12 protein-coding genes are annotated in these 16,271 nt (G+C 73.3%); 3 read left to right on the plus strand and 9 right to left on the minus strand.

What is annotated here, in order from left to right; all coding sequences use genetic code 11:
- Positions 1–3,074 (minus strand): ATP-binding protein (locus tag NBZ83_RS20050; protein ID WP_261575575.1); only part of this gene is annotated, 3,074 nt, incomplete at its 3' end.
- A 195-nt stretch (positions 3,075–3,269) separates the two neighbouring features.
- Here NBZ83_RS20050 and NBZ83_RS20055 point away from each other — a divergent pair.
- Positions 3,270–3,704: a hypothetical protein gene (locus NBZ83_RS20055; RefSeq protein ID WP_261567938.1), complete on the plus strand. Its 435-nt coding sequence runs from the start codon at positions 3,270–3,272 to the stop codon at positions 3,702–3,704.
- Positions 3,705–3,743: 39 nt separating this feature from the next.
- Here the strand turns inward: NBZ83_RS20055 and NBZ83_RS34615 are convergent, their stop codons facing one another.
- The 3 genes from NBZ83_RS34615 to NBZ83_RS20070 form a co-directional block, all read right to left on the minus strand.
- Positions 3,744–5,096 (minus strand): hypothetical protein, encoded by a 1,353-nt coding sequence (locus tag NBZ83_RS34615; protein WP_261567939.1) that lies wholly within the window; start codon positions 5,094–5,096, stop codon positions 3,744–3,746.
- Between the two features lie 110 nt (positions 5,097–5,206).
- The gene (locus tag NBZ83_RS20065) at positions 5,207–5,476 is read right to left on the minus strand and encodes a hypothetical protein (protein WP_261575576.1); all 270 of its coding nucleotides are present in this window, start codon (positions 5,474–5,476) and stop codon (positions 5,207–5,209) included.
- 179 nt (positions 5,477–5,655) lie between these two features.
- Positions 5,656–5,904, minus strand: coding sequence for a hypothetical protein (locus NBZ83_RS20070; RefSeq protein ID WP_261567941.1), 249 nt, complete (start codon positions 5,902–5,904; stop codon positions 5,656–5,658).
- A gap of 287 nt (positions 5,905–6,191) precedes the next feature.
- On the opposite strand from NBZ83_RS20070, the gene NBZ83_RS20075 reads away from it, so the two are divergent.
- On the plus strand, positions 6,192–6,719 hold the full coding sequence (locus NBZ83_RS20075; RefSeq protein ID WP_261575577.1) for a DUF1003 domain-containing protein: 528 nt from the start codon (positions 6,192–6,194) through the stop codon (positions 6,717–6,719).
- A 101-nt stretch (positions 6,720–6,820) separates the two neighbouring features.
- Here NBZ83_RS20075 and NBZ83_RS20080 read toward each other — a convergent pair whose 3' ends face one another.
- Together NBZ83_RS20080 and NBZ83_RS20085 are read right to left on the minus strand one after the other, a co-directional pair.
- Positions 6,821–7,831, minus strand: a complete 1,011-nt coding sequence (locus NBZ83_RS20080; protein ID WP_261567943.1) for an aldo/keto reductase — start codon at positions 7,829–7,831, stop codon at positions 6,821–6,823.
- 2 nt (positions 7,832–7,833) lie between these two features.
- A complete protein-coding gene (locus tag NBZ83_RS20085; RefSeq protein WP_261575578.1) occupies positions 7,834–9,501 on the minus strand; it encodes a DUF2142 domain-containing protein in 1,668 nt (555 codons plus the stop codon).
- 527 nt (positions 9,502–10,028) lie between these two features.
- On the opposite strand from NBZ83_RS20085, the gene NBZ83_RS20090 reads away from it, so the two are divergent.
- Positions 10,029–12,665, plus strand: coding sequence for a SulP family inorganic anion transporter (locus NBZ83_RS20090; protein WP_261567945.1), 2,637 nt, complete (start codon positions 10,029–10,031; stop codon positions 12,663–12,665).
- Between the two features lie 7 nt (positions 12,666–12,672).
- On the opposite strand, the gene NBZ83_RS20095 is transcribed toward NBZ83_RS20090, so the two are convergent.
- Genes NBZ83_RS20095 through NBZ83_RS20105 form a run of 3 tightly spaced genes read right to left on the minus strand, consistent with a single transcriptional unit; the run spans position 12,673 to position 15,951 of the window.
- On the minus strand, positions 12,673–15,261 hold the full coding sequence (locus tag NBZ83_RS20095) for a HelD family protein (RefSeq protein WP_261567947.1): 2,589 nt from the start codon (positions 15,259–15,261) through the stop codon (positions 12,673–12,675).
- 37 nt (positions 15,262–15,298) lie between these two features.
- Complete coding sequence (locus NBZ83_RS20100) at positions 15,299–15,676, minus strand: hypothetical protein (RefSeq protein WP_261567948.1); 378 nt, start codon at positions 15,674–15,676, stop codon at positions 15,299–15,301.
- Positions 15,673–15,951, minus strand: a complete 279-nt coding sequence (locus NBZ83_RS20105) for a class I SAM-dependent methyltransferase (RefSeq protein WP_261575579.1) — start codon at positions 15,949–15,951, stop codon at positions 15,673–15,675. The genes NBZ83_RS20100 and NBZ83_RS20105 overlap by 4 nt, the downstream gene beginning before the upstream one ends.
- Positions 15,952–16,271 lie beyond the last annotated feature (320 nt).

A 16,271-nucleotide genomic window follows, 5' to 3' on the forward strand; every position in this document is an offset into this window, starting at 1 on the left:
GTGCGGTGGGGGAGCTCAGAGTGGTGGGGGAGCTCAGAGTCGAGCGCGTGCAGTAGGGCGGCCCACTGGGCGGCGCGGACCGGCAGGTCCATCGCCACCGCCTCGGCGTGGGCGGCGGCCAGGAGCGTCCGTGCCCGCGCGCGGTCCCCGGAACCGGCCCGCGCGGTCAGCGCGTCGGCGAGGTCGACTCGGGCCAGGGCGGTGCCCGGACGGTTGCCGAACCGCTGGTTCGCGGCCAGCGCGCGTTCGTGGTGGCGCACGGCCCCGTCGGCATCGCCGAGCGCCAGGGCGACGAGGCCCAGGGCCCGCTCGGCGGAACCGAAGCAGGTGACGGCGAGCGAGGGCATGACCGGCAGGTCGGCGAACGGTTCGATCAGCAGCGCGGTCTGCTCGGCGATCGCCCGCTCGCCGAGCAGGCAGGCGGCCTCGGCGACGGCGACCATCCCCGTCAGCCAGCTGCTGGAGGTGGGCAGCGTGGCGAGCCCGCCGCCGGAAGGGACCAGGCGGTGCAGCGCGATGCGGGCCTCGTCGAGGCGGCCGGCACGGGCCGCCATCGTCGCGGCGCCCGCGGCGAAGGCGAAGTCGCCCGCGGCGAGCGTCGGGGAGGCGGCCGCCTCGGCCGCGAGATCGAGCAGCTCCCCGTCGCGGCCCTGCATCCAGCGGATGCTGGCGAGCTGGGCGCCGTAGAACGCGAGGGCGTCCGCATCCCCGACGGCCAGGCCCAGATCCAGGCAGGCGCCGGCCGCGGTCTCGGCCTCCGCCAGCCGGCCGCCGCGCACCAGTCGCATGACGTCCATCGCGGCGACGATGTAAAGCACGCTCTGACAGGCCAGGGCGTCGGCCCGCGCCCGCAGCTCGGCGAGCGATCGCTCGGCCCGCGCGTCGCCCAGGTGGAACAGGTCCACCGTCCGCCACAGCAGTCCCAGCAGAGCCAGAACGCCCTCCCCGGCGCTTGCGGCGACCGTGAGCAGCTCCTGGGCGAGGGCGAGTTTCACCGGGTTGTGCTCGGGTCCGAGCATCGCATGATGGGTCAGCGACAGGGCCTCCGCCAGGGCGCAGGCGTCGCCCGTCGCGCGGACCTCGGCGAGCGCCGCCAACGCCCGCTCGGGCGTCGCGCCGTCGTAGACCGATTCGGCGGCGAGCCGGACCGCCAGCCGCCCCCGCAGCGACGCCACCTGCCGCCGGACCTGGTCGCCCGCCGCCCCGGACGCCGCCGCGTGGTCGGGGTCGGGGTCGGGGTCGGTCAGAGCGTCGAGGGCTGCGCGTTGCAGGGCCAGCACGCGTCGGCGGTCGACGGGATCGCGGTGCTCGTTGAGCCAGACGCCGCCCAGGCCCAACGCCGCGCGGGCCAGCAGGATCGGGTCGTCGGCCCCGGCTCTGGCCCCGGCGACGGCGTCGGCCGCATGGGCGAAGGCGTCGCGGGCGGCGGACAGCCGGCCGCAGGCGAGGATCGCCTCGGCCCGCTCGACGAGCAGCGCGGCCCGCCCCGACGTGGCCGGCCATGGATCGGAAACGGCGACGGCGGCGTCGAGCAGTGCCGCGGCCCGCTGGTAGTCGAAGCCGCGGCGTGCGGAACGGGCCGCGGCCCGGCAGGCGTCCACCGCACGCCGCGCGTCCTCGTCGGAGCGGGCGGCTGCCTGCAGCGCGTGATGGGCGCGCAGCGCCAGCCGGTCCGCCCGGTTCGACGCGCCGATCAGGGCGGCGGCCCCGGCGTGCGCGTCGAGGCGTTCCCGCGGGCTCAGCGTCGCGGTGGCCGCAGCGACGATGACGTCGTGCCCGAACCGGACGCGGTCGGCGCCGTCCGGTTCGACCAGCCCGGCCCGCTGTGCGTCGGCGAGCGCCTCGAGAACGGCATCGACGGGCCGGTCGGCCAGTGCGGCGACGTCACGGACGGCCACGGTCCGGCCGAGCACGGCGGCCAGGGCCAGCGTTCGCCGGGTGTCCGCGTCGAGGAGGTCGACGCTCTGCGCCACCGCCTGCTCCACGCCGAGGAGGCCGGGCTGCGGCGAACCGTGGGCGACGACCCGGCTGACGAACAGCGGATTGCCGCCGGTGATGGCGAGCACTGTCCGGGCCAGGTCGGGCCCGGTGAGATGCCGCTCGGTGCGGTCCGGGTCGGTGCCACCCGGGTCGGTGACGCTGGCTGGCTGGTCGTTGGCCATCCACGGGCGGCCGAGGCCGTGCGCCGCGAGGTAGTCCTCGGCGTCGGGGAGGGTGAACCGGCTCAGGGCGAGCACCGTCGCCTCGCGTTCGACGTCGGCGGCGAGCTGGGCCAGCGTCGGGTCGCCCTGCTCGTCGGGGCGGCGGGTGAGCACAAGCAGCAGCGGGACCCGGTCCAGCGCTCGGGCGAGGAAACGAGTCAGCAGCAGGGCATCGGCGTCGGCGGCATGTACATCGTCCAGCACGATCATGGTGGGCCGGCCGGTCAGCCGCCGTGCCAGCAGCTCGGCGACCGCCTGGAACCGGGTGAACCGTTCCGGGGCCGCAGACCCGCCGCCGAGCCCCTCGGCCAGTGGATGGTCGCCCAACATGCCGCTCACCGCCGCCAGCACCGCAGGCCAGGGCCACAGTGGTGGCGCGCCGCCGTAGGGCCAGCAGCGTCCCCACTCGACCCGCAGGCCGGCCTGCTCGGCCTGCTCGGCGGCCCGTTCGCACAGGTACGTCTTGCCGATCCCTGCTTCGCCGGAGACGACGGCGACCTGGCGCCGTCCGGCGGCCGCCCGCGCCGCGAGCCGGGCCAGCAGCGCGAGTTCATCCCGGCGGCCGACAAACGTCCCCGCAGTGCCCGGCCCCGCGGCCGGGCACTCGCCGGCGGGTGGCGCAAGCGGGCGCAGGAAAACGGGTCGGGGCGGCGGCTCGCCGGCGGCTGCGCCCCAGGTGGCAGTCCCGAGAACGGCCGGGCGCGCCACGGCCGGTCCGGTCGCGGGTCGGGTGGCGAGCGGGCCGAAGCCGGGCCGGACGCCGGGGACGATCGTCAGGGCGGCGGGTGCGGCGGAAGCCACCCAGTCCTGTGCCAACGTCGCCCACTCCCACCATGGCCCGCGCGGCCCGCCGATGCGGCCGAACGCGGCCACTCCCGCCGATCCTAGGAATGCCCGGGTACCTGCGGACCGCCCTGTCGTCAGAACGACGCGTCGATGACCGCCACGACGCCGGGCGGTTCCGCGGCACACCCGTGGCACGTCCCTGGCACATCCGCGGCACGCCCTGGTGGACGACTGACGGAGCCGGAACCGGTCGGCGGCTGCCGCCACGTGGCCCGGCCCCAGATGGACGAGCAGGCAGGAGGACTTCAGGTGGCGAATCATCGGGTGGCGACCGTGGGCACGTTTGTCGAGCCGATGGGCATGATCCGTTCGGCGGTGGGCGGCGCGATCGGGGGTGCCGTGGGCGCGGCGGTGACCGCGAGCGGCGCCGCGCAGGGCGCGGTGCTGGCCCGCGGCCAGCTCGGCTATCTCGGTGTTTTTCCCGGCGAGGTCATCCTCTTCGCAGCCAAGCGCGGCGCATTCCGGCCGAAGCCGACCGATACGGTGATCGCGGCGGCGCCGCGACCCGCTGTGCGGCTCGCCCAGGTCAACAAGGGCAAGATGGCCGGCGTGCTCGAAATTCATCTCCACGACGGCACCGCGTGGCGTTTCGAGGTGCCCCGCGTGCATCTTGGCGGCGCGCAGAAGATCGCGGCCGTGCTTTCCTGGAACGCCTAATCGACAGAAATACTAATCTGGAGGAATCGTCGACGCCCATTACGGCAGCGGCCTGTCGTCGCGCGACCCGGATGGCATCGTGCTGGAGTTCTTCGCCTCACCGGCCGGGGCCTGACGGCGGCGTCGGTACGCGACGAGGCCGCGGCCCACCGCACGGCCGAGCAGGAACAGCACGAACAGCATGCCGGCGGCCGGCAGCGCCAGGACGACGGCGGCCGCGGCGTCGGCGGCGCCGGTCAGCATCTGCCCGCCAGCGATCGCCGAACCTGCCGGTTCGAGCTGCGCCCAGACGGCTCGCGCCGTGCGGGGCAGGACGAACGGCACGGACACGAGCAGCATCACCAGGTTGACCACGATCGCGGGTGCGGCGAGCAGCGCCCAGGCGGTCACCACCAGCCGAGCCCGCCGGGTCAGCCCGGTCAGCCGCGTGCCACCGGTCAGGCCGGCGGGTGCCGTACCGCCGCCCCGGCCGGGCAGGGCCGAGCGCAGGGCCGGGACCATCCGGCTGAACAGGTCGGGCACCCCGGCGAGGTCGCCCATGATGTAGTAGCCGTCCAACCGGACGAACGGCGCGAGCTGGCGGGCGGCGTCGAGGTGGGTGAGCACGATCGCGGTCACCAGGACTTCGGCGTGGCTGACCGCGAGCGCGCCGCACAGGACCAGCGCGTACAGCCCGTTGAAGTAGATGCCGCCGAGGTCGGTGCGCAGCCGGCCGCGCCGGCTGAGCCGGTAGGTGTCCGTGACATCGGTGAAGAACGCCGGCCACACCAGGTACATGCCGAAGCCGATCACGCCGGGTCGGGCGCCGCCGTAGCGGCAGGCGGCGGCGTGCCCGCACTCGTGGACCAGGGCGCCGGCCAGGGCCAGCCCGACCACCGCCAGCATCAGCGTCGGGGTGGCGAGCACCGCGGCCGCGCTGTCGGCGACGCTGTGCCGGCGAAACGCCCAGATGTCCGCCGCGACCAGCATGGCGAGCAGCCCAGCGACGGCCGCCGGCCGGAACAGCACCGCGAGCACCCCGCTGATCCGCGCCACCACCGGCGCGGGCAGCAGGGTCCGCCGCCCGGCGAGGGTGAACATCGTCGCTGCCCGGGGATTCGGGGTGGCGCCGCCGACGGCGGCGATGAGGCCGAGCGGCATCAACCGGTCGGCGATCAGGTAGCGGACGTCGGCCCCGCTCACCGCCCGGCCCTCACGCGCCGTCACCCGGCCGGCGATCGCCTCGACGTCCCGGGTGCCGTCCGCCGCCGCCAGGATGTGCGCGAGCAGCTCGGTGAGCGCGACGACCTGACCGTCGCCCCGGCGGGCGAGCTCGACCGGCCGGTCCAGGCCGGAGCCGGCGAACTCGCCGAGCAGGGCCAAGCCGTCGGCCCGGCGTGGCCGGACCGGCACCGGGCCGGGCTCGCCGACGACGGGTTGGCCCCCGCGCCCCGGACCCGTCGCTGGAACGGGAGCGGGGCGTGGGGGAACATTGATCATCTTTGCCGTCCGTCGCGGGTCGATCAGTGGCCGTCGATCTGGAAGATGATGTTGATGCTGGGTACCAGCGAGATGAGGATCGGCAGTATCCCGCCGAGGATCTGCGGTTCGCCGTGCGCGTCGATCTGGGCCATGTTCGACCAGGGTGAATTGATCGGAAAGAAGGTGGGATCGAATTCTTTCCGGCCGATCTCCAGGGCTGCCAGGGTCAGTCGTTCGGGCAGCAGTTCCGTCTGCTCCAGAGGAAATCTCCGACGTTTTCCGTCGGATCCCTCCTTAATTTCTTCCTGCATTCTAGCCCCCGTCGTGATCCAGTCCTCATGACTGCTCTGACGGGTGGAACGCTAGTCGCGCCAAAACGCGATGGCGAGGATCCGAATCGGGTGTGTCACGTCATGCTCTGTGTACGGTCGAACATCGCTTGCCGCATCGTCGCATTCGAGAAGCGTGGCCCTCGCGTCGATCGCGGAGGTCACCACTGGTTCACCTGGCTCCAGCTGTTGACGATGGATTCGACGAAGGACTGGTTGCTGTAGGCGATCTCCGGTTCCGAATGGTTCTCGATGTAGGAGCTGTTGCTGCCCGGAGAATTGACCGGGTAGTTGCTCGGGTCGAACTCGTGGCGGTTGATCTCGACGGCGGCGAGGGTCAGGCGATCGGGTAGCAGCTCCGCCTGTTCCCGGGCCAGCTCCGCGGCGTCCAGCCCACTGCCGGTGCTCATCATCTGGCTCCGTTCGGATCACTCGGTCGCGCGACGGTCGCGCCACCGTCGCACGAATGCGCGCCGGATGAGAAAGGTCGGCCGGGAGCGGAGGGCAGCCCCCGCGGCGGCCGGTCGGCACCTCCGGACTGTAGGAGTGCCCGTGACCCTTCGCAACACGACGGTGCCGCTTGCGTTCTCGAGCGGGATCGGGGCCGACCCGCCCAGGGAATCGGGCCGCAGAGATCACGTGCGGCCGCCGGGGGGCGGCACCGATGCGCGGACCTTCGGACATCAGCATGTAGTTCATGAGTTCTCCCGCCGACGCCCACGATCAGCACCGCCGCCCCGGTGCGGACGGCCGCCCGCGGCCACGTGCCCGGATCCGCAACGAACGGGTCGTCTTCACCCGGATGAGCTCCTCGCAGGACCGCGCGGCAGATCTGATCACGTCGTTCGCGGGATCGCTGCCCTTCGTGTACCTGCACGCCGTCTGGTTCAGCGGGTGGATCCTGCTCAACGAGGGCGTGTTCGGCGACGCCGCGGTGTTCGACCGCTACCCGTTCGGACTCCTCACGATGATCGTCAGTCTGGAGGCGATCTTCCTGTCGACGTTCGTCATGGTCAGCCAGAACCGGGCGGACACCCGCCAGAACCTGCGCGCAGACCTGGACTTCGAGACCAACGTGCGCTCGGAGGTCTGGTCGGTGCACATCGGCCGCGCCCTCGGCCTGGATCCCGAGGAGATCGAACGACACGTCCAGGAGATCGTCACCCGCGCCCGCGCCGAGATCAGCTCCGGCCATCCCGCGCCGCAGGACCCCGACCGCTTCTGATCCGACCGCCTCTGATCCGATCATCCAGACTCTGATCGTGGCCGATCCCGACCGTCCACCGTCCCCCGGGGCCGCTGGCCCACGGGGGATCCGGAGGCGAATCAGCGGGGCGCGGCCCGGCCGTCGAGGGGGCCCGGCGCGGGGCCGGAGACCTTGTCGAGGCGGGCGGCGAGCTCCTCGGGCAGGGCGATGTCGAATCCCGCGAGATTCTGCTCGTACTGGTCGAAGGTGCGCGGTCCGATGATGACCGATGTGACGCCGGGACGGGCGGCGGCCCAGGCGAGTGCCACCGCCGCCGACGTCGTGTCGAGCTCGGCGGCGACCCCCGCCACCGCCTCGGCGATGTCCAGCCCACGTTCGGTGACGATTCCGTCGGCGAAGCGTCGGGCGGCCGGGGCTCCCCACGCGCGCAGGCGGGCGACGCGGGTGTCGGCGTCCGGACCCCGGTCGCGGCGGTAGCGCCCGGCGAGGACCCCGCCGGCCAGCGGGCTGTAGATCAGTGTGCCCACGCCGTGGCGGGCGCAGACCGGCAGCACCTCGGCCTCGATGTCGCGGGCGACGAGGGAGTACTGCGGCTGGAGGCTCACGAACGGTGTGCCGTGGACACGTTCGGCCGCCCACTGCGCCTCGACGATCCGGCTGGCGCTGTAGTTCGAACAGCCGAGGTAGCGCACCTTGCCGGCGCGGACGAATCCGTCCAGGGTTGCCATCGTCTCCTCGATGGGCGTCTCGTCATCGGGCTGGTGCACCTGGTACAGGTCGATGTGGTCGGTGCCGAGCCGGCTCAGGCTGGCGTCCAGGGCGCGAGTCAGGTGCACCCGGGACGAGCCGCGGCCGTTCGGGCCGGGGCCGGCGGGCATGTGCCCCTTGGTGGCGAGGACGACCTCGTCGCGGCGGGCGGCGATGGCGCGCCCGACGATCTGCTCCGACTGCCCGCCGCTGTAGATGTCGGCGGTGTCGATGAAGTTGTGCCCGGCGTCCAGAAAGGCATTGATGATCCGGATGGCCTCGGCCTCGCCGCAGGACGCGAGGCCGACCGCGCCGAAGTTCATCGCGCCGAGGCACGCCTGGGAGACCTTGAGGCCGGAACGGCCCATCGTCCGGTAGTCCACGCTCACTCCTGCTCGGTTGCGTAGCTGGCGTCGGTTGCGGTCGGGTAGGCGGTCAGGTCGCCGGTGTCGGGCCCGCCACCGGTCGGCGCCCCGGGTGTGGCCGGGACCGCGCGCAGTCCGGTCAGGGCAAATCCGACCAGGCAGACGGCCCCGGCCACGGCGAGGGCGAACCACGGTGACCAGCCGCCCGGGGGGTTCCACTGCGACCGGCCGAGGAACCAGCCGGGGCCACCCGTGCCGACGGCGTAGCGGCGGGCGTTCGCCCACAGCCCGACGAGGTGGACCGCGGCGACCAGCAGGGGCACCGCGACCTGGAGCGGCCGGCGGACCGCTGCGGGCAGTCGCGCCGCCCGGCGGGTGATGATCTCCCCGGCGGTGAGCGGCAGCAGCACCGCGAGGGGCAGCAGGTACCGCCCGTATACCGGGAAGCGGGTCTGGTGCAGCACCGCGACGTCGAGGCCGACGGCCACCACCGCGGCGCCGACGAGCACCGCCACGAATCCCAGCCGGGCCCGCCACGGCCCGGCGGCGAGCGCGACCAGGGCGAGGACGACGACGGCGAGCCACCAGATCCGGTACGCGTATGTGGGCATCGGCAGGCTCGCCCAGCCGAACACGCCGACCCACTGCCGCACCCAGGCGTCAGCATCGTGAGGCAGCCGATGCAGCCCTTCGATGACCAGCCCCCGGCGGATTCCCGGATGCGGCTGCACGGCCCGCTCCCACGACGCCGTCGCCACAACACCGCCGACGGCCAGGCCCAGCCAGGGCACCGGCCACGCCCGCCGCCACCGGTTCGTGCCCCGCCACCGGTTCGTGCCCCGCCACCGCGTCGCGTCCTGGGAAGCTCCCGGGTCGCCTCGCCCACGGGTGCGCCGCTGGGCGAGCACCAGGCCGACGAGGGGGGCGAGCAGCACCCAGGCCGGTCCGGTGGGCCGGGCCAGCGCCAGCAGCGCGCCGACGACGCCCACCGCCGGCCAGGCCCAGCGGGGTGGACCCGCCTCCCGGCCCATCCGCAGCACCAGCGAGAACAGCGCGGTGGCGGCCGCGATCTCGATGCCGTTGGTGCCGAGCACGGAGCCCATGAACAGCACCATGGGCGACGCGGCGAGCAGCACCCCGGCGACGGAGAGCGGACCGGCCGGGCCGTTCCACGCCGCGGCGACGGCGACGGCGAGCAGCGCGGCCACGAGGGCCGCGGTCACCGCCCGGCCGGTGTAGAGCGCGCCGAGCGCCGTGTGGGTTCGCGCCATCGCCGCACCCGGGACGGCGTAGACGTACGGCTCGTAGGTCCCGACGTAGCTCAGGGCCCGCGTCGCCGGTGGGCGGGAGTGTGGCCGGTCGAGGCAGCGTACCGACAGCCAGTTGCGGAACAGGTCGCAAGGGAAACCGGCCGGACCCGGGTCGAGACCGGCCGGCAGCCGGAAGACCCGGCTGTTGCGGTTGATCCAGTCGATGCGTTCCGGGGCGCCGGGCTGCGCGCCGAATGCCGGATGAGCGAGCCGCCCCGGTGTGCCCGACCACTGGCCGGTACCGGCGCCGACCTCCTTGACGAAGTTCGCCGGCTCGTCCGGCCCGAAGCCCGGCGCATTGCTGCCGACCCACGCCGCGAGCAACAGGCTGAATCCCGCCACGAGCAGAAGCGGGGCGAGCCGGCCACGACCGTGCATGCGCGACGTCCCCTGCCCGCGCCCCGGCGGGCGCGCCGACTGCCGTCCGAGGCGTCATTCTCACCCCATGTCACGACAAGTATGGGTGACTGCGACGGAACGGTCACCGGGTGGGCGCCCGGGGGTGACCCGTCGGCCCGCCGTCGCCCACTCTTTTCGGGGATGGCCGAACGGCCACAGACTGCCCCTTCTATAGCCTTATGTCGCAGATGTCTCGTCCATTCTTCCTGGGGCCGTCTGGCCCCGATGTCCCGTGTTGTTGGTCCGGCCGATACCTGGGACAGCGGCGGGCGTTGCTGTCCAATGGTTACGCGTGAGTGGGTTGACCATCACAGAGTGAAACTCGTCCGCGGTCCGGATCGTTGGGTTCGGTGCAATACCCGTCACCATCCGCGGCAGACCAGGTGGGCATTCGGCCCCGCCGACTGCTGGTAGTGATCAGCATGAGATCCCTCGGCAACGACGCCGCTTTTGGGCCGCCCGTTCGGGTGACCCCCATCATTGCGCCGATCCACGAGGAGTTGGACATGACCGCACCGGTTACCCCACCGTCGCCGCCGTCGCCGTCGCGGCACAGCCACTCGCCGCCCGTCACGGCAAGCTCGGACAGCTCGGACAGCTCGGACAGTCCGAGCGGCCCGCGTGGCTCGCATCGGTCCCGGCGGCCGGCTGGCCCCCGGGACGGATGGCGGCCCGACCTGCAGGCCTCCCTCGTCGTCTTCGTCGTCGCTCTGCCGCTGTCGCTGGGCATCGCCGTCGCCTCCGGTGCCCCGGTCGCGGCAGGCCTGCTCGCTGCGGTGGTCGGCGGCATCGTAGCGGGAGCCCTCGGCGGCGCCCCGTTGCAGGTCAGCGGCCCCGCCGCCGGCCTGACCGTGATCGTCGCCGATCTGGTCAACACCTACGGGTGGCGGGTCACCTGCATGATCACGGTGGGCGCCGGCCTGCTGCAGATCCTGCTGGGCCTGTGCCGCGTCGCCCGGGCCTCCCTCGCGGTCTCACCCGCCATCGTCCACGGGATGCTCGGCGGCATCGGCCTCACCATCGTCCTCGGTCAGATCCACGTCGTGCTCGGCGGGAAGGCCGACAGCCACGCCTGGGACAACATCCGGGCGATACCGGAAGCGATCATCAGCCCGCACGGCCCGGCGACCGTCGTCGGCCTGGTCACGATCGCGACGATCCTGCTCTGGCCACGGCTGCCCCACGCCGTCCCGGGCTTCCTGCGCCGGATCCCGGCGTATCTCGTCGCCGTCGTCGTCGGCACCGCGTTCGCCGCCGTCGTCGGCTTCGATGTTCCGCGCGTCGACCTGCCCGCCTCGCTGTTCGACTCCATCGCCCTGCCCGAACTGCCCGACGGCAACTGGTCCGGCATCGCGCTGGGAATCTTCACCGTGGCGATCGTCGCCAGCGTGGAGTCGCTGCTGTCCGCCGTCGCCGTCGACCAGCTCGCCACCTCGAAGGGCTGGCGGGGGCCGCGCGCCGACCTCGACCGCGAGCTGCTGGGCCAGGGCGCGGCCAACCTCGTCTCGGGCCTCGTCGGCGGCCTGCCGGTCACCGGCGTCATCGTGCGCAGCTCGACCAACGTCGTCTCCGGCGGGCGCACCCGCGCGTCGGCGATCCTGCACGGCCTCTGGGTGCTGGCGTTCGCCCTGTTCCTCGGCTTCGCCGTCGAATGGATTCCGCTGGCGGCCCTGGCGGGCCTGCTCGTCGTCGTCGGGCTGCGGCTGGTCGACGTGGCCCACCTGCGCCACGTCCGCCGGCACGGCGAGCTGCCCGTCTACGTGGTGACGCTGGTCGGCGTCGTGTCCCTGGACCTGCTGCAGGGCGTCGCGCTCGGGCTGGTCACCGCGCTCGGCCTGGTCCTGCGCCGGGTCCTGTGGTCGAGCATCCGCCTGGTGCACAGCGACGGAGTCTGGCAGGTGGAGGTCGAGGGGACGCTGAGCTTCCTGTCGCTGCCGCGCCTGGCCCGGGTCCTCGGCCGGATCCCGCTCGGCGCGCCCGTCTCGATCGAGCTCATCGTCGACTACCTCGACCACGCCGCCTACGAGCACCTGCGCGGCTGGTGCGCCAACCATGAGGCGTCCGGCGGGGTGGTCAGCATCGACGAGATCGGCCAGGTCTGGTTCCGCCGGGTCGACCATGGCGAGCGCCGCCGTTCGGTGACGCCGAACCTGCCGCGCTGGTTCGCCCCCTGGTCGCAGTGGCAGGAGGTGGAGCAGTCCGCCCACCCGCTGGAAGACACGGCCGACGGCGCACCGTCCGCGGCCGTCCAGGTCGACCATGTCGGCACGATGCTCGTCGGCGTCAACGAGTTCCACCGCCGAGCCGCGCCGTTGCTGCGCGGCACCTTCGACGGCCTCGCCGCCGGCCAGCAACCCTCCGCGCTGTTCCTCACCTGCGCCGACTCGCGCATCGTCCCGAACATCATCACCAGCAGCGGGCCCGGCGACCTGTTCACCGTCCGCAACGTCGGCAACATCGTCCCGCGTCACGACAGGCACCGCCCGCCGCTGGGCCGGCCCCTCGCCCGCGACCTGGGCCGGCTCGGGTCGTCCAGCCCGACCGGCGCCGGCGTCGGCATGGCCTCGGGCGTCGGCATGGCCGCCGGCGTGAGTATCGCGCCCGGGGTGGAACTGCCACCCGGTGCCGCCACCGGGTCGCGTTTCGGCCTGCCGGTGTCCGGCGACCTGTCCGTCACCGCCGCACTGGACTACGCCGTCGACGTGCTGCGGGTGCCCGCGATCGTCGTCTGCGGCCACTCCGGCTGCGGCGCCATGAACGCACTGCTGACCGGTGCGCTGCACGGTCAGCCGGAGTCGGCGCTCGCCGGCTGGCTGTCCCACGCCGCCGCGTCGCTGACCCGAACGCCCCCGCCGGGTACGGAGGACCTCGCGCCGGTCGAACGCCTCGGCCGGGCCAACGTCGCCCAGCAGCTGGACAACCTGCGGGAGCATCCAGCCGTGCGCCGGGCCCTCGAGGACGGCACGCTGGAACTCGTCGGCATGTACTTCGACATCGGCGCAGCGCAGATCTCGGTCCTCGACGAGGAGACCGGACGCTTCGTCGACCCGGCGGAGGCGCGGGCGAAGTCCCCCGCCGAGCAGAGCCCGGGCGGGCGCTGGGACACGCCGGCACGCGGGCGGAAGCTGCCCTCGGCGGGCTAGCCGGCGCTCAGGCGTCCATGTCCCCGCGGCCAGGGACTGCCTCGGGGACATGGACGTGCGCCGTGCCGGCCGGAGAAAGGCGGGCGAGCATCGCCGGTATCTCGCCGGTGTGCAGGACGCCGAGGGACCGTGTCGCCCGGGTCAGCGCGACGTAGAGATCGTGCGCGCCGCGCGCAGACTCGGCGAGGACCCGGTCCGGGTCGGCGACGAGCACCGTGTCGAACTCCAGCCCCTTGGCCTCCCGGATCCCGAGCACGACGACCGGCGCGGACAGCCTGGCGGCGCGGCCGGACTCGGCATCCGGCACGGCCGCCCGCACCGCGGCGGTCAGCTCGGCGAGCCGCCCCGCCGGCACCAGCACGGCGAGCTGGCCGGCCGTGTCGGCGGCCGGCCGGGCCAGCTCGGCCAGGACCGTGCGGGCGAGCACTGCGCCGAGCTCACCGTCGGTCACCCGCAGCCGCCAGGGTTCGACACCGAGCGCACGCACCGACCGCGGCGGCTGCTGCGGCGGGCGCAGCGTCGCGAGCACGTCGGCGGCCACCGCCATGATCTCCGCGGGAGTGCGGTAGTTCACCGTCAGCGACTCCTGGCGGGGCCGCGCGCCGGTCGTGTAGGGAGCGAGGACACGTTCCCATGATGTCGTGCCGGCCGGGTCGCCGGTCTGGGCGATGTCCCCGACGATCGTCATCGACCGGGTCGGGCAGCGGCGCATCACCATCCGCCACGCCATCTCCGACAACTCCTGCGCCTCATCGACGACGACGTGCCCGAACGTCCACATCCGGTCCGCCAGCGCCCGCTCGGCGATCGTGCGAAGGTCGGCGTCCTCATGTCGGTCGGCGAGCCGGCCGGCGTCGATCAGGTCGGTCGCCATCATGATCTCGGGGTCGTCCTCGACGTCGCGGGAGATGATGTCGAGCACGCCCTGGGCGTAGGCCACCCGGGCCAGCCGGTCGCGCAGCGCCGCGGCGCGGGTCGCCCGGTCGTCCTCTCCGAGCAGCTCCGCCGCCTCGTCGAGCAGCGGGATGTCCGCGGCGGTCCAACCGCCCGCCGGCCGCGGCCCCGCGCCCGCGCCGGCTTCGCCGCCGCCGCCGTCCGCCGACCCGTCCGCGGTGCCGGGATCGTCAACCTCACGCCCGCCGCCCGCGGCGCCGGGGCCCGGTGATGCCGCGGCGCCGGCGGTGGCGTCGCGCAGGTCGCGTAGCCAGGCGTCGTCCGGGTTGGCGCGGTCCTCCGCCAGTGGTCGGTGCAGCAGGCGCCGTTCGGCGGCGGTCAGCTCCGGCGCCGCCGACGCGAGAGTGCCGGGGTCCGCGTACAGCTCGGCGACGAGCTGCTCGGGGCTCAGCACCGGCCACAGCTCGTCCAGCGCCGCCCGCACGGCCGGGTCGGCGCGCAGCTCCCGGCGCAGCTGGGCGAGGTCGTCGTCGTCGAGCAGGCTGGTGCCGCCGAAACCGGCCGGAGCCAGCAGGTCGAGCGCCTCCGGGTCCGCCTCCAGCACCTGCGCGGTGATCGTCTCGGCGGCATAGCCGTCGGCGACCTGGCGGGCCAGTGCCTCGATCACGGCTCGCACGAAGATGGTCCGGGCCTGGTTGTGCAGCTCGCCGGACTCCCGGGCCAGCGCGCGGGCCCGGGCGCAGGTGCTGCGCTCGAGCATCAGCAGGCGCTCCTCGGTGTGGATCTCCAGCGTCTGCCCGCCGGGCAGCCGCTGCCGGTCGCGGACCGCCGCGGCGAGGACGTCGGCCAGCACCGCCCGACCCTTGAGCTCGGCCAGCCCCGGCTCGTCGGACCGGTCCGCCGTCGCCGCCGGGTAGAGCGCCTCGACCGTCGCGCTGACCACGCTGGTCTCACCCAGCGACGGCAGCACGTTCTCGATGTAACGCAGGAACGTCGGGTGCGGCCCGACGACCAGCACGCCGCTGCGGGCCAGCCGATCACGATGGGTGTAGAGCAGGTAGGCGGCGCGGTGCAGCGCGACCACGGTCTTACCGGTGCCCGGCCCGCCCTGGACGACGAGGATCCCACGCTGGTCCGAGCGGATGATCCGATCCTGCTCGGCCTGAATGGTCTCGACGATGTCGCTCATCCGGCCGGTGCGTGCGGCGTTGAGGGTGGCGAACAGCGCCGGCTCGCCGACCAGCTCGTCGGCGGCACCGAGCTCGGCGAGCTCGAAGACGTCGTCGTCGAGGCCGGTCACCTCGCGGCGCCGCGTCGTGATGTGCCGGCGCCGACGGACGCCGAGGCGCGACGCCCCGGTCGCCGCGTAGAACGGCCGGGCGGCCGGGGTCCGCCAGTCGATCAGCAGGGGCTCGTAGTCCGCGTCCTCGTCGAAGATGCCCATCCGGCCGACGTAGCGCCGCGCGCCGCCGTCGAAGTCCAGCCGGCCGAAGCACAGGCCGTTCTCGGCGGCGGTGATCCGGGCCAGCGTGGCCGCGCAGTCGGCGCTGGCCGCGTCCCGCTCGAACCGGGCTCGCGGCAGGCTCTCGGAGTGCCGGAGAACACCGCGCAGCCGGGTCGCGGTGCGCCGACGAAGCCCGTCGAGCCGATCGTAGAGAGCGGAGACGTACGCCTGCTCGGATTCAACGTCATCTGTTGACAAACCGGCCCCATCCCTGCTAGCATTAAATGCGCGTAAATCAATTACATCGGCTGTCTCTGATGAAGTCTAGCCAGCCGGCATCAGGCTTCCACAATGGTGGCGGTTCGGCAGCCCGAGCCGGCGGCCGAAAGCCGCCGTCGATCAATCCTCCCGCACCTTCTTCCACCGGCAGATCCAGCATGGATTGCATACCGGTCCCCGTTCGTGCGCGTCCGAAGCGTGCCGTCAGGAAGGCGGGCTCGCGGCAGAGCCGGGCGTAGCCGGTGGGGTCGCGTTCGGCCAGCTCCGGAACGGGCCGCGGCTCCACGAGCCGTTCGAGCCGGAAGCCCACGGTGAGCACCTCGTCGAGCAGCGCCCCGAGCGGCATCCGCCAGATCGGCACGGTGTCGGTGCGCTGCCGGAACGGCGCGGTCACCCGCCCGGGCGCAACACCCGCGGGATCTCCCCGAACAGCTCGGCCCGGTGGTCGATGTGATGGACGATGAGCGCGAGCACCGCGCCGTCGCAACTCCCGTCAGCGAGGAAGGGCATCGGACGCTCCAGATCGTGACGGTGCACATGTACGCGGCCGTCCGCCTGCCGCGCGACGCGGCGGCGCAGATGCCCGATCATGCGCTTGCTGCCCTCGACGGCGACGACCTCCGCTCCCCGCCCGGCCAGGGCCTCGCTGTAGTGGCCCGCTCCTCTCACCGCCTCATTATCTCGGTACCGATGAAATGCCCCGCGTTGTTGCCCGTTCGGGGTATCGGTCACGGGACGTCAGGTTGGCCCGGCGTAACAGCCGTCGAGCCTCCGGTGCAGCCGCTCGTGGGTTCTTTTCCGGTATTCGGATGGCGCCGCTCCCATGCACACCACCTCCTCGCGGCACCAGATAGCGCCCCGGGCCCCTCGCAAGCGCGGCGATCCCTTCAAAAGCGGAGGTTGCTGCGCCGTGGAACCGCGACGCTCGCGGTTGTGGAACTGTCTCTTATACAAATCTTACGCTGCCGACGACTTAATAGGTGTGGAAG

The organism is Frankia gtarii (assembly GCF_025403375.1).
Classification (GTDB): Bacteria; Actinomycetota; Actinomycetes; order Frankiales; family Frankiaceae; genus Frankia; species Frankia gtarii.